10 protein-coding genes are annotated in these 13,153 nt (G+C 73.3%); 8 read left to right on the top strand and 2 right to left on the bottom strand.

Annotated features, from left to right (window positions below):
* Positions 1–16: 16 nt before the first annotated feature.
* Positions 17–730: a class III extradiol dioxygenase subunit B-like domain-containing protein gene (locus AC069R_RS16770; protein WP_478767534.1), complete on the top strand. Its 714-nt coding sequence runs from the start codon at positions 17–19 to the stop codon at positions 728–730.
* Positions 731–749: 19 nt separating this feature from the next.
* Here AC069R_RS16770 and AC069R_RS16765 read toward each other — a convergent pair whose 3' ends face one another.
* The gene (locus AC069R_RS16765; RefSeq protein WP_478767533.1) at positions 750–1,034 is read right to left on the bottom strand and encodes an antitoxin; all 285 of its coding nucleotides are present in this window, start codon (positions 1,032–1,034) and stop codon (positions 750–752) included.
* A 251-nt stretch (positions 1,035–1,285) separates the two neighbouring features.
* Between AC069R_RS16765 and miaA the strand changes: the two genes are divergently transcribed.
* The 6 genes from miaA (at position 1,286) to hflX (ending at position 9,874) form a co-directional block, all read left to right on the top strand.
* Positions 1,286–2,224, top strand: coding sequence for a tRNA (adenosine(37)-N6)-dimethylallyltransferase MiaA (gene miaA, locus AC069R_RS16760; protein WP_478767532.1), 939 nt, complete (start codon positions 1,286–1,288; stop codon positions 2,222–2,224).
* Between the two features lie 108 nt (positions 2,225–2,332).
* On the top strand, positions 2,333–2,956 hold the full coding sequence (locus AC069R_RS16755; RefSeq protein WP_478767577.1) for a hypothetical protein: 624 nt from the start codon (positions 2,333–2,335) through the stop codon (positions 2,954–2,956).
* A 111-nt stretch (positions 2,957–3,067) separates the two neighbouring features.
* The gene (dapF, locus tag AC069R_RS16750) at positions 3,068–3,937 is read left to right on the top strand and encodes a diaminopimelate epimerase (RefSeq protein WP_478767531.1); all 870 of its coding nucleotides are present in this window, start codon (positions 3,068–3,070) and stop codon (positions 3,935–3,937) included.
* A gap of 283 nt (positions 3,938–4,220) precedes the next feature.
* Positions 4,221–6,404: a RelA/SpoT family protein gene (locus tag AC069R_RS16745; protein ID WP_478767530.1), complete on the top strand. Its 2,184-nt coding sequence runs from the start codon at positions 4,221–4,223 to the stop codon at positions 6,402–6,404.
* Positions 6,405–6,586: 182 nt separating this feature from the next.
* On the top strand, positions 6,587–8,167 hold the full coding sequence (locus AC069R_RS16740; protein WP_478767529.1) for a M1 family metallopeptidase: 1,581 nt from the start codon (positions 6,587–6,589) through the stop codon (positions 8,165–8,167).
* A 216-nt stretch (positions 8,168–8,383) separates the two neighbouring features.
* Positions 8,384–9,874 carry a GTPase HflX gene (gene hflX / locus AC069R_RS16735; RefSeq protein WP_478767528.1) on the top strand — a complete coding sequence of 497 codons (1,491 nt, stop codon included), beginning with the start codon at positions 8,384–8,386 and terminating at the stop codon, positions 9,872–9,874.
* A gap of 113 nt (positions 9,875–9,987) precedes the next feature.
* Here the strand turns inward: hflX and AC069R_RS16730 are convergent, their stop codons facing one another.
* Positions 9,988–11,217, bottom strand: coding sequence for a trypsin-like serine peptidase (locus tag AC069R_RS16730; RefSeq protein ID WP_478767527.1), 1,230 nt, complete (start codon positions 11,215–11,217; stop codon positions 9,988–9,990).
* A 305-nt stretch (positions 11,218–11,522) separates the two neighbouring features.
* Here AC069R_RS16730 and AC069R_RS16725 point away from each other — a divergent pair, with 305 nt between their 5' ends.
* Entirely contained in the window at positions 11,523–13,094 is a 1,572-nt protein-coding gene (locus AC069R_RS16725) for a diaminobutyrate--2-oxoglutarate transaminase family protein (protein ID WP_478767526.1), read from the top strand.
* Positions 13,095–13,153: the final 59 nt, after the last annotated feature.

Below are 13,153 nucleotides of genomic sequence, written 5' to 3'. Positions count from 1 at the left end.
GGTTACCCTGCCGATCATGCTTGTCGCCGCCGCCGTCTGCCCCTGCCCCCCGCTGCTCGTGCCCGAGGTCGCCGCGGGTGCCGCACCCGAACTGGACACCGCGCGCGCGGCCTGCACGGACGCGCTGGGCGTGCTCGCGGCCGCCCGCCCGGACCTGCTGGTGGTCGTCGGACCTGCCGGGCCGGGCGAGGGCGGCCCGTACCCGTCGGGCGCGCCGGGTTCGTTCCGGGGGTACGGCGTCGCCCTGGACGTCCGCCTGGGGACCGGAAAGGACCCCGCGACGGCGCGCAGACTGCCGTCCTCGCTGGCCGTCGGCGCCTGGCTGCTGGCGCGGGCCGGCTGGGCGGACGCCCCCATCGAGGGCCTCGGCGCCGAGGAGACGCGCACGCCGGCGCACTGCGCCGGGACCGGCCGGGAACTCGCGGACCGGGCCGGCCGCGTGGCCCTTCTCGTCCTGGGCGACGGCAGCGCCTGCCGGACGGTCAAGGCTCCGGGCTACCTGGACGAACGCGCGGCACCCTACGACGCGGCAGCCGCCCGCGCCCTGGCCACGGCCGACCTCCCGGCCCTGCGCTCCCTGGACGCCGACCTCGCCCGCACCCTGAAGTCCTCCGGCCGCGCCCCCTGGCAGATCCTGGCCGGCGCCGCCGAGGGCACGGACCTCGACGGCAGCCTGCTGTACGAGGACGCGCCGTACGGCGTGGGGTACCTGGTCGCGACCTGGTCCTGACGGGCCCGGCCCGACCGGCTCACGAGGCCGGCGGCGGCCCCTGCGGCGGCGCAGGGGGATTCGGCTGGGCGCCCGGTGTGCCCTCCGGGTGCTCGTCCATGTGGGCCAGGCGGTCCATGGCGTCCTTCGCCTTGCCCGTGCCCGCCTGGATCTTGTCGCTGTACTTGTGCTTGGTCCGCTCGTCCACGGCCTTGGCGGCCTTGTCGAGGCCCTGCTGCACCTTGTCGCCGTGCTGGCGCGCGAGGTCGGACACCTTGTCCTTGGCCGGGCCGAGCTTGGCCCTCATGTTGTCGAACAGACCCATGATCAACCTTCCCTCGCGAAACGGCTCCCTGCGGACACCCTGCCCGGAAGCCGTGAAATCACGCCCATATCCACTCCATACGGTACTCGCGCGGGGGGTTTCCCGCGTCACGCGGTGCGCACGCCCGCGCCGCCCAGGTCACCGCCGCGGACCGCCCGCACACGGCACCTCACCTCGGGCAACGACCCGGCGACCGGCTCCGTCACGTAACTCGTTCGAGACCCCGCCGCGAGGTTTGCGAGACTGGGGCGGTGAGCAGCGCATCCCCCACCCCCCGCGTCATCGCCGTCGTCGGACCCACCGCGGCCGGAAAGTCCGATCTCGGCGTCTTCCTGGCCCAGCAACTCGGCGGCGAGGTCGTCAACGCCGACTCGATGCAGCTCTACCGGGGGATGGACATCGGCACCGCCAAGCTGACGCCCGAGGAGCGCGGCGGCGTACCGCACCACCTCCTGGACGTCTGGGACGTCACGGTCACCGCCTCGGTCGCCGAGTACCAGAAGCTGGCCCGCGGCCACATCGACGCGCTGCTCGCCGAGGGCCGCTGGCCGATCCTCGTCGGCGGCTCCGGGCTGTACGTCCGCGGCGCCGTCGACAACCTGGAGTTCCCCGGCACCGACCCCGAGGTCCGCGCCCGCCTGGAGGACGAGCTGGCGCTGCGCGGCTCCGGCGCCCTGCACGCCCGCCTGGCCGCCGCCGACCCCGAGGCCGCCCGCGCGATCCTGCCCGGCAACGGCCGCCGTATCGTCCGCGCCCTGGAAGTGATCGAAATCACCGGCCAGCCCTTCACCGCCAACCTCCCCGGCCACGACTCGGTCTACGACACCGTCCAGATCGGCGTCGACGTGGCCCGCCCGGAGCTGGACGACCGGATCACCCGGCGTGTCGACCGGATGTGGGACGCCGGTCTCGTGGACGAGGTGCGGGCCCTGGAGGCGCAGGGGTTGCGCGAGGGGCGCACGGCGTCGCGCGCGCTGGGATACCAGCAGGTACTCGCGGCGCTCGCCGGGGAGTGCACCGAAGCGGAGGCGCGTGCGGAGACCGTGCGCGCCACCAAGCGCTTCGCGCGCCGGCAGGATTCCTGGTTCCGCCGCGACCCGCGTGTGCACTGGCTGAGCGGCGCCGAAGCCGACCGCGGGGAACTTCCGCGGCAGGCCCTGACGTTGGTCGAACGACCGGTTACAGCCTGATCACGTGATGGCATCGGGATGCGCCGCCGGTCATCGGCGCCTTCGGCGCCGTGCCATCATCGTGCTTCGATCGACCAAGTGGAGTCCTAGTTGGGAGGGCGCGTGGCGATGGAGGCCGGCCCTCGCGACACCGCATCAGGTGCTGAGCACGTCACCACCGAGGGTGACCGATCGGACCGGGACGAGGGGCTGCAGGAAGACCTTCGAGACGGCTTTCGGGACGATCTCCAGGACGATTTCCGGGCAGTGGACGAGCACGGCCCGGCCGAGGGCGCGCATCCCCTCGCAGAGGCCGAAGTAGAAGCCGGGGACCGGCTCGCCGAGGACGGGCCCGACGAGAGCGCGGACGGCGTGACCGCCGACGGCCCGGCGCCCGAGGAGATGTACAGCAGCGGCCCCGAGGTCGAGGTCGAGCTGCGCCCGCAGCGCCGGCTGCGCATCTGGCAGCTCGCGCCCATCGTGGGACTGTCCGCCGTCGGCTCCCTGATGTTCGCCTTCCCGCTCGCCTTCGACGGCGACAGCGGCGCGGTCATCGCGATGCTCGGCCTGCTGATCTGCTGCTGCGCCGCGGGCTGGGGCATGATGGCCGCCCGGCGTGTGGGCTACACCTGGCCCGGCCTGCCCCCGCGCGGCTCCGGCCGCCGCCCGGACTGGCGCGTCGTCCTCGGCTACGCCCTGCTGGTCGCCGTGGTGGCCGTACTCGCCGTGTGGCGGGTCGCCCGCCTGCGCTGACCGCGCGCCCAGGGCTCCCGACGGCCGCCGGGCCGCCGTGGCCGCCGGGCCGGCTACGGTCGCCGCAGCCGCCGGGGGACCGCTGTCGTACCCACCCCGTACGATCGAGGAATGAGCACGCGGATCGCCTTCCTCAAGGGGCACGGTACGGAGAACGACTTCGTGATCGTCCCGGACCCCGACAACGCCATCGAGCTGTCCCCGGCCGCCGTGGCCGCCCTGTGCGACCGCCGGGCCGGCATCGGCGGCGACGGCGTGCTGCACGTGGTGCGCTCCGCCGCGCACCCCGAGGCGCGGGGGATGGCCGGCGCGGCCGAGTGGTTCATGGACTACCGCAACAGCGACGGCTCGATCGCGGAGATGTGCGGCAACGGCGTCCGCGTCTTCGCCCGCTACCTCCAGCACGCCGGGCATGCCGCCGAGGGCGATCTGACCATCGCCACCCGCGGCGGCGTCAAGAGCGTGCACATCGCCAAGGACGGGGACGTGACCGTCGGCATGGGCAGCGCCCGCCTCCCCGGAGGGGACGTCACGGTGCGCGTCGGCGAGCGCGACTGGCCCGCGCGGAACGTCAACATGGGCAACCCGCACGCGGTCGCCTTCGTCGCCGACCTCGCACACGCCGGAAGCCTGTACACCCCGCCGCCGGTCAGCCCCGAGAGCGCCTACCCGGAGGGCGTCAACGTGGAGTTCGTCGTGGACCGCGGCCCCCGCCATGTTGCGATGCGGGTGCACGAGCGCGGCTCCGGCGAGACCCGCTCCTGCGGCACCGGCGCCTGCGCCGTCGCCGTGGCCGCCGCCCGCCGCGATGGCGTGGACCCGGCCGTCACCGGCACCCCGGCGACGTACACCGTGGACCTGCCCGGCGGCCGGCTGGTCATCACCGAACGGCCGGACGGGCAGATCGAGATGACCGGACCCGCGGTGATCGTCGCCGAGGGCGAGATCGACCCCGAGTGGCTGGAAAGCGCGCTTCGCTGACCTTCCGGAACAGCCGCTGCGGCGGCCCCGGACACCCCGGAGCAGCGGTTCCCGGTACCGGGGCCGGATCGAATCCACGGGCGACGGGAGGGCAGGTGGCGCAAAATCTAAACCTCCTTTTCGTCGCTCGAATGGGTGATCCGTTTCACGCTCGGCGAGAGGCGGTCTGCCGCACGTGGTGGGCTCGATAGCATCAAGCACCGGCACGGACGGGGGAGCGTCGGCGCCCTGCGCCGCGCATGCCCTGGGGATCCGTCCGCCGGTCCACGAGCCGGAGGTGCCCATGAGTGCGGAGGCAACGAACCCTGCGACCCCGGTCCCGGTAGTGCCCACGGCCGCGAAGGCCGCCGTGGCGCCCGCGACGGTGCGCCGGAAGTCCCGGCCCAGGATCGACCTGCGCCGGCTCGGCCGGGCCGCGCTGCTCGGGCCCGCCGCCCGCGACAGACTGCCCGACGCGATCGGCCATGTGGTGGAGGCGCACCGCGCCCACCATCCCGACGCCGACCTCGAACCCCTGCGCCGCGCCTACGTGCTGGCCGAGTCCTCGCACCGCGGCCAGATGCGCAAGAGCGGCGAGCCGTACATCACCCACCCCCTCGCGGTGACCCTCATCCTCGCCGAACTCGGGGCCGAGACCACGACGTTGACGGCCTCCCTGCTGCACGACACCGTCGAGGACACCGAGGTGACGCTGGATCAGGTCGGCGAGCAGTTCGGCGAGGAGGTGCGTTACCTGGTCGACGGCGTCACCAAGCTGGAGAAGGTCGACTACGGCGCCGCCGCCGAACCCGAGACCTTCCGCAAGATGCTCGTCGCCACCGGCAGCGACGTGCGCGTCATGTCGATCAAACTCGCCGACCGGCTGCACAACATGCGCACCCTCGGCGTGATGCGCCCCGAAAAACAGGCGCGGATCGCGGGCGTCACCCGCGACGTCCTCATCCCGCTCGCCGAACGCCTCGGCGTCCAGGCCCTGAAGACCGAACTGGAGGACCTGGTCTTCGCCATCCTCCACCCCGAGGAGTACGAGCACACCAGGGAACTCATCGCGCAGAACGCCGCCCGCACCGCCGACCCCCTCGCCGAGGTCGCCGACGAGATGCGGGCGGTGCTGCGCGAGGCCGGTATCACCGCCGAAGTCCTCATCCGCCCGCGCCACTTCGTCTCCGTGCACCGAGTGGCCCGTAAACGCGGGCAGTTGCGCGGCACCGACTTCGGCCGGCTGCTGGTGCTGGTGGGCGAGGACGCCGACTGTTACGGCGTGCTCGGCGAGTTGCACACCTGTATGACGCCGGTGGTCTCGGAGTTCAAGGACTTCATCGCCGTACCGAAGTTCAACCTGTACCAGTCGCTGCACACGGCCGTGGCCCGCCCCGACGGACAGGTGGTCGAAGTCCTCATCCGCACCCACCAGATGCACAAGGTCGCCGAGGCCGGCGTCGTCGCGCTCGGCAACCCCTACGCCTCCGGCACCGCCGCCCCCGACGACCCCGCCCCCGACGACGGCGAGCGCGCCGACCCCACCCGGCCCGGCTGGCTCTCCCGCCTCCTGGAGTGGCAGCAGGCCGCGCCCGACCCCGACACCTTCTGGTCCACCCTGCGCGAGGACCTCGCCCAGGACCGCGAGATCACCGTCTTCCGCCCGGACGGCGGCACCCTGGGCCTGCCCGAGGGCGCCAGTTGCGTGGACGCCGCCTACGGCCAGTACGGCGAGGACGCGCACGCCTGCATCGGCGCCCGCGTCAACGGCCGCCTCGCCACGCTGAGCACGGTCCTCAAGGACGGCGACACCGTCGAACTCCTGATGGGCCAGGACCCCGCGTCGGAGCCCTCCCGCGAGTGGCTGGAGCACGCGCACACCCCGGCCGCGCGCATCGCCATCCAGCGCTGGCTGGCCACTCACCCCGGCGGCGGCGCTCCCGCCGAGGAGCCGGCCGGCTACCGCGCCGACGCCGACTTCCCGGACCGGCACGCCTACGAGACCGGGCCCGCGGGACGCACCCAGGGCGCCGACGTCCGCACCGACCGCCCCGGCGCCGCCGTACGCCTCGCCGGCTGCTGTACGCCCGTGCCGCCCGACGAGATCACCGGCTTCCCGGTACGCGGGGGAGTGGTGACCGTGCACCGAGTGGAGTGCGCGGCGGTGGCGCACATGAAGAACAGGGGGCGCACGGAGATCGGAGTGCGCTGGGGGGAGAGCACGGCGTGCCGGGTCACCCTGGTCGCCGAATCGTTCGGCCGCCGGGGTCTGCTCGCCGACCTCACCGAGGCCATCGCGCTGGCGGGCGGCGACATCGTCTCCGCCACGGTGGAACCGCCGAGCGAGCAGCGGGTGCGGCACACCTACACCCTCCAGCTCCCCGACGCCGCGGGCCTGCCGGCCCTCATGCGCGCCATGCGGGACGTGCCGGGCGTGTACGACGTGAGCCGCACCCGGCACCAGACCCCGGCCCCGCGGACACCGTAGCGAGCGAACGCCGTAGCAAGGGGGGTCGTTTAGGCGCGCCGCTTACCCGAGGCCACGCTTCCGGGCGTCCCGCTCACGCGAGGCACGCCGTTCGGTCGGCCCGCTCACCCGAGGCAATCCGTTCGGGTGGGACGGGCGCGCGTCGCCGCCGCCCGGCGCGCGGGCGCTGGTAGCCGTGGTCCATGCTGCTCAACCCCCGCCACCGCGCCACCCCCGGCCCCGCCCCCCACCGCCGGGCCACCCCCGCCCCCGCCACCCGGCAGCGCACGGCCCTCCGCCGCCGTAAGGGCGCCGTGCTCGCCTCCGCCGCCTCCCTCTGCTCCCTGTGTCTGCTCGGCGCGGCCGCGCCGCCCGTGCCGCTCGGCATCGGTGACCGGCTGTACCCGACGCTGGGCAACCCCGGCTACGACGTCGCGTCGTACAACCTGGACCTCACCTACCCCGGCAGCGACGACAAGCCGCTCCAGGCCGTCACCACCATCGACGCCTGGGTCACCGCCGACCTGGACCGCCTCAACCTGGACTTCGCCCGCGGCACCGTCCGCTCCGCCGAGGTCGACGGGGTGCCCGCGGACTTCGCCAGTGCCGGGGAGGACCTGGTCGTCACCCCCGCCCACCCGCTGCGCCGGGGCGACTGGGTCCGGATCACCGTGCGGCACACCAGCGACCCCCGGCCCACCGGGGACCAGAAGGGCGACGGCGGCTGGGTGCCCACCACCGACGGCCTCGTCATGGCGAACCAGGCCGACGCCGCCCACCTGGTCTTCCCGTGCAACGACCACCCGTCCGACAAGGCGATGTTCACCTTCCGGGTCACGGCGCCCAACGCCTACACCGTCGTCGCCAACGGCCTGCCCACCGGCTCGAAGCGCGCCGGCTCCAGCACCACCTGGACCTACCGCACCGAGCACCCCATGGCCACCGAGCTGGCCCAGGTGTCCATCGGCCGCTCCGCCGTGCCGCGCCGCGAGGGCCCCCACGGGCTGCCGCTGCGGGACGTGGTGCCCAGCGCCGACCGCAAGACCCTCGAACCCTGGCTCGCCAAGACGCCCGACCAGGTCGCCTGGATGGAGAGCAAGGTCGGCACGTACCCGTTCGAGACGTACGGCGTGATCATGGCGAACGCCACCACCGGGTTCGAACTGGAGACACAGACCCTCTCCCTCTTCGAGAAGAAGCTGTTCACCGAGCCCGGCTACCCCAAGTGGTACGTGGAGTCGGTCATGGTGCACGAGCTGTCCCACCAGTGGTTCGGCGACAGCGTCAGTCCCGCCACCTGGTCGGACGTGTGGCTGAACGAGGGGCACGCGACCTGGTACGAGGCCCTGTACGCGCAGGAGAAGGGCCACCAGCCCATGATCGACCGGATGAAGGCCGCCTACGGCGCCTCCGACGGCTGGCGCGCCTCCGGCGGACCGCCCGCCCGGCCCAGGCTGCCCGAGCCCGGCCAGAAGATCAGCATCTTCCGGCCCAGCGTCTACGACGGCGCGGCCCTCGCCCTCTACGCCCTGCGGCAGGAGATCGGCCGCCCGGCCTTCGAGCGGCTGGAGCGGCTCTGGGTCCGCGACCACCGCGACGCCAACGCCTCCACCGAGGACTACATCAAGCTGGCCTCCCAGGTAGCCGGCCGGGACCTCACCGGCTTCCTGCACGGCTGGCTGTACGGCGACAAGACTCCGCCGATGCCGGGCCACCCCGACTGGAAACCGGCCGACCCGCCCGCAAAGTCCGGAAAGGCCACCAAGCGCCCGGCCCACCGGTGAGACCGCGCCGGGCCCGACACGCCCGAGGGCGACGGCCGCCGCTCCGCGCCGCGATATCCCGGTGACGCGGTGCGGCGGCTCGTGCGAACATCTTCGGGTCGGCGGCGCGCGGGACACGGGAATCTACCGGGGTACCCGAGCGTTGACCAAGACGAGCGGCCCGGCCGGGCCGCCGTACCGACGGCCTCACGGCACTCCCATCGACGTAAGGATCCAATGACCTCCTCTTCTTCCCCTTCCCAGGACGCCAAGCGCACGGCGCACGCCCACCCCGAGAATCTTCGGGCCGATGCCCTGATGGAAGAGGACGTCGCCTGGAGCCACGAGATCGACGGAGAGCGGGACGGCGACCAGTTCGACCGCTCCGAGCGCGCGGCCCTGCGCCGCGTGGCGGGTCTGTCCACCGAGCTGGAGGACGTCACCGAGGTCGAGTACCGCCAGCTCCGCCTGGAGCGGGTCGTGCTCGTCGGCGTGTGGACCACCGGCACCGCGCAGGACGCCGACAACTCCCTCGCGGAGCTGGCCGCCCTCGCGGAGACCGCGGGCGCGCTCGTGCTCGACGGCGTCATCCAGCGCCGCGACAAGCCCGACGCGGCCACCTACATCGGCTCCGGCAAGGCCCTGGAGCTGCGTGACATCGTCCTCGAATCGGGCGCGGACACCGTGATCTGCGACGGTGAGCTGAGTCCCGGCCAGCTGATCCAGCTGGAGGACGTGGTCAAGGTCAAGGTCATCGACCGCACCGCCCTGATCCTGGACATCTTCGCCCAGCACGCCAAGTCCCGCGAGGGCAAGGCGCAGGTCGCGCTCGCCCAGATGCAGTACATGCTGCCGAGGCTGCGCGGCTGGGGCCAGTCGCTGTCCCGGCAGATGGGTGGCGGTCGCGGCGGCCTCGCCACGCGTGGTCCCGGTGAGACCAAGATCGAGACGGACCGGCGCCGGATCCGCGAGAAGATGGCGAAGATGCGCCGGGAGATCGCGGACATGAAGACCGGCCGCGAGATCAAGCGCCAGGAGCGCCGCCGCAACAAGGTGCCCTCCGTCGCCATCGCCGGCTACACCAACGCCGGCAAGTCCTCCCTGCTCAACCGGCTCACCGGCGCCGGCGTCCTGGTCGAGAACGCGCTGTTCGCGACCCTGGACCCGACCGTGCGCCGCGCGGAGACCCCGAGCGGCCGCCTGTACACCCTGGCGGACACCGTCGGCTTCGTCCGGCACCTGCCCCACCACCTGGTCGAGGCGTTCCGCTCCACCATGGAGGAGGTCGGCGACTCCGACCTGATCCTGCATGTGGTGGACGGCTCGCACCCGACCCCCGAGGAGCAGCTCGCCGCCGTGCGCGAGGTCATCCGGGACGTCGGCGCCACCGGCGTGCCCGAGATCGTCGTGATCAACAAGGCGGACGCGGCCGACCCGCTGGTCCTCCAGCGGCTGCTGCGCGTCGAGAAGCGCTCCATCGCGGTCTCGGCCCGCACCGGCCAGGGCATCGCCGAGCTGCTCGCGCTGATCGACGCGGAGCTGCCGCGTCCCGAGGTCGAGGTCGAGGCGCTGGTGCCGTACACCCACGGCAAGCTGGTCGCCCGCGCCCACACCGAGGGCGAGGTGATCTCCGAGGAGCACACCGCGGAGGGCACCCTGCTCAAGGTCCGGGTGCACGAGGAACTGGCCGCGGACCTCGCGCCGTACACACCGGTCTCCGCGGGCTGACCCACGGCAGCAGCACGTAGGCCCGCCGTCCCCTCGTCGGGGGCGGCGGGCCTACGCCGTACGGTCGTACAGTCACGAGGTCCTACGAGCGTCGCGCGGCCCGAGGGCGAGGACTACTGCCCGGCGAACTTGTCGCTGACCGACTTGTACACGCCCTTGGCCACATCGCCGAAGCGGGGACCCGCCAGCCAGCCGGAGGTCACCGGGCCGATCGAGGTGTTGGACACCAGCGCCGGCTTGCCGTCGGAGCCGGTCTCCACCCAGCCGCCGCCCGAGGCGCCACCGGTCATGGTGCAGCCGATCCGGTACATCGTCGGGTCGGCCTGGTTCATCGACAGCCGGCCCGGCTTGTCCTCGCACTGGTACAGCAGCTGGCCGTCGTACGGCGGCGCCGCCGGATAGCCCGAGGCCGTCATGTGCGGCACCTTCGGCACGGCCGGCGCGTTGAAGTCCACCGGCAGCGCCCCGCCGACCGTCTCCTCCAGCGACTTGCCGCCGTTGCCCTGCTCCGGCGTCACATGGATGACCGCGAAGTCGTACGGCGCTCCGTCGCCGCCGGTCTCGCCGCCCTTGTCGATCCACTGCTGGGAGGTCTGCGCGGCGTCCGCCCACCAGACGCCGTACGGCGCGATCTGCTCGCGGGTGGCGTGCTGGAGTTGGCCGACCGACTGCGCCGCGTTGTTGTACGACGGCACGAAGGCGAGGTTGCGGTACCAGCCGCCGCTCTTGCCGGCGTGCACACAGTGGCCCGCCGTCCACACCAGGTTGGACTTGCCGGGGTGCGCGGGGTCCTCCACGACCGTGCCCGAGCAGACCATGTGGCCCTCGGGGGAGTCGAAGAACACCTTGCCCGAGGTGGCCGCGCTGGCGTGGTACGGCGCCGCGACCTGCCGCGCCTTCACCGGCTGCGGCGTCGGGTCGGTCACGCCCTGGTCACCGGAGATGTCGTTGTCGTCGACGCCCTTGTCCGGGTCGCCCGCGTGCCGCATCCGGTTCGGGTCCCACAGGCCCTTGATGATCGGGTTGATGAAGTCGTTGGCCTCGCGCAGCCAGTCCTTGCGGTTCCAGTCCTTCCAGGCGCCGTTCTTCCACTTGTCGATGTCGATCCCGTGCTCCTTGAGCTTGCGGCGCACATCGTCCGGGATCTTGATCTTTCCGTCGCCGGTGCCGATCGCGGCGGCGGAGGCGGACGGGTTGCCGTCGGCTTGGTCGTCGCCGCTGCAGGCGGTGGCGGTCAGCGCCAGCGCCGAGGCGAGGGCGACCGCCGCCAGCGAGGTCGAGGCGCGGCGGCTGCGGTTGCCCCTTTCCCGCCGGGTGGTGGACGACGGCCGTATGGATCGCATGCTCGTGACTCCCCGTGTGATGACGGAACTTCGGCGCTCGGCCAGGGCACCGGCGGCCTCCTCACGGAGAGTTCGGGCCGGTGCCGAGACCTTTCGGAACGGCATCACACCCTATGCGTTCGGCGGCCGGGACCTTTGCCGGAACGGCAACGGTTTCGCTACGAGCGGCGCGTGGGCTCGCGTATCGGTCCGGGTCAGGCCGTGACTCCGGGGCACGGTCGGCGGTTGTAGGCGGTGGGGGGCCCGCTGTCTGTCCTTGGCCCCGTGGATCAACTCGCCTGTATGCAGCGGGAGGACAGCCAGCCGTGGCCGTGACCGAGTCGTTGGCGGAAGAGACGCAGGGGCCGGCGGGTGCCGTGCACGAGGGGATTCTGCGGCGCCAGTCGGCGCGCGAGTCCTCGGCGCGCACCTACGCGCGGGCCCTGCCCATCGTGCCCGTGCGGGCGCGCGGGCTGACCATCGAGGGCGCGGACGGCCGCCGCTACCTGGACTGCCTCTCCGGCGCGGGCACGCTCGCGCTCGGCCACAACCATCCGGTGGTCCTGGCCGCCGTGCGCCAAGTCCTCGACTCCGGCGCCCCGTTGTCGGTCCTCGACCTCGCGACCCCGGTCAAGGACGCGTTCATCACCGAGCTGTTCCGTACCCTCCCGGCGGGTCTCGCCGGGCGGGCGCGGGTGCAGTTCTGCGGGCCGGCCGGGACGGACGCGGTCGAGGCGGCGCTCAAACTGGTCCGGGCCGCGACGGGCCGCACCGGAATCCTCGCCTTCACCGGGGCGTACCACGGCATGACCGAGGGCGCGCTGGCCGTCTCCGGCGGCGCGTCCGAGGTCCGGGCCATCCGGCTGCCGTACCCGCAGGACTACCGCTGCCCCTTCGGCGTCGGCGGCCCGTACGGCGCCGAACTCGCCGCGCGCTGGACCGAGTCGCTCCTCGACGACCCCAAGTCCGGGGTGCCGCTGCCCGCCGGGATGATCCTCGAACCGGTGCAGGGCGAGGGCGGGGTGCACCCGGCCCCGGACGACTGGCTGCGCCGGATGCGCCGCCTCACCGCCGACCGCGGCATCCCGCTGATCGCCGACGAGGTGCAGACCGGCGTCGGCCGCACCGGCGCCTTCTGGGCGGTCGACCACAGCGGCATCACCCCCGACGTCATGGTCCTCTCCAAGGCCATCGGCGGCAGCCTCCCGCTGGCCGTCATCGTCTACCGCGACGACCTCGACGTCTGGCAACCGGGCGCCCACGCGGGCACGTTCCGCGGCAACCAGCTCGCGATGGCGGCGGGCACGGCGACGCTCGCGTACGTCCGGGAGAACGGCCTGGCGGAGCGCGCGGACCGGCTCGGTACGCGGATCATGGCGCAACTGCGGGCCGACATCGGGGGGTTGGCGTGCGTGGGGGAGGTCCGGGGGCGGGGGCTGATGATCGGGGTGGAACTGGTGGAGCCGGAGGGGGCGGTGGCGGGCCACGCCGAGCGCGTCGGTGACGGCCGTGGCGCCGCGCCCGCCGACGGGGAACCCGGCGGCTACGACTCCGGTGCCGCTCCCTTCGCGGGGAAGCCCGGCGATGACGACGCCGGCGCCGCTCCTCTCCAGGTGAAGCCCGGTGCCCCTGACTCCGCTGCCGTGGCCTTCCCCGGCGAGCCCGCCCGCGCTCCCCGGCCCGCCGCTCCCGGACTCGCCGCCGCCGTCCAACGCGAGTGCCTGCGGCGGGGGCTCATCGTGGAGCTCGGCGGGCGGCACTCCTCGGTGGTCCGGCTGCTGCCGCCGCTGACGATCAGCGACGAGCAGACGAGTGCCGTACTGGACCGGCTGACCGACGCGGTGGGGGCCGTAGCCCGCGAGGCCGAGGCCCACGGACCGGCTCACTGCACTGGCTGATCACTCAGTCAGGCACATCGCGCCACCCCCTGCCGTCTCCCAGGGCCGCCTGCCCCGGC

This window comes from Streptomyces sp. NPDC043952, assembly GCF_056435325.1.
The sequence above is the reverse complement of the archived record's forward strand: the minus strand, read 5'-3'. Positions and strand labels throughout refer to the sequence as shown.

Coding starts and splice junctions, on each gene's coding strand:
- hflX (WP_478767528.1), top strand. CDS start 8,384: ATGACCTCCTCTTCTTCCCCTTCCCAGGACGCCAAGCGCACGGCGCAC.
- AC069R_RS16740 (WP_478767529.1), top strand. CDS start 6,587: ATGCTGCTCAACCCCCGCCACCGCGCCACCCCCGGCCCCGCCCCCCAC.
- AC069R_RS16770 (WP_478767534.1), top strand. CDS start 17: ATGCTTGTCGCCGCCGCCGTCTGCCCCTGCCCCCCGCTGCTCGTGCCC.
- AC069R_RS16765 (WP_478767533.1), bottom strand. CDS start 1,034: ATGGGTCTGTTCGACAACATGAGGGCCAAGCTCGGCCCGGCCAAGGAC.
- AC069R_RS16730 (WP_478767527.1), bottom strand. CDS start 11,217: ATGCGATCCATACGGCCGTCGTCCACCACCCGGCGGGAAAGGGGCAAC.
- dapF (WP_478767531.1), top strand. CDS start 3,068: ATGAGCACGCGGATCGCCTTCCTCAAGGGGCACGGTACGGAGAACGAC.
- AC069R_RS16755 (WP_478767577.1), top strand. CDS start 2,333: ATGGAGGCCGGCCCTCGCGACACCGCATCAGGTGCTGAGCACGTCACC.
- AC069R_RS16745 (WP_478767530.1), top strand. CDS start 4,221: ATGAGTGCGGAGGCAACGAACCCTGCGACCCCGGTCCCGGTAGTGCCC.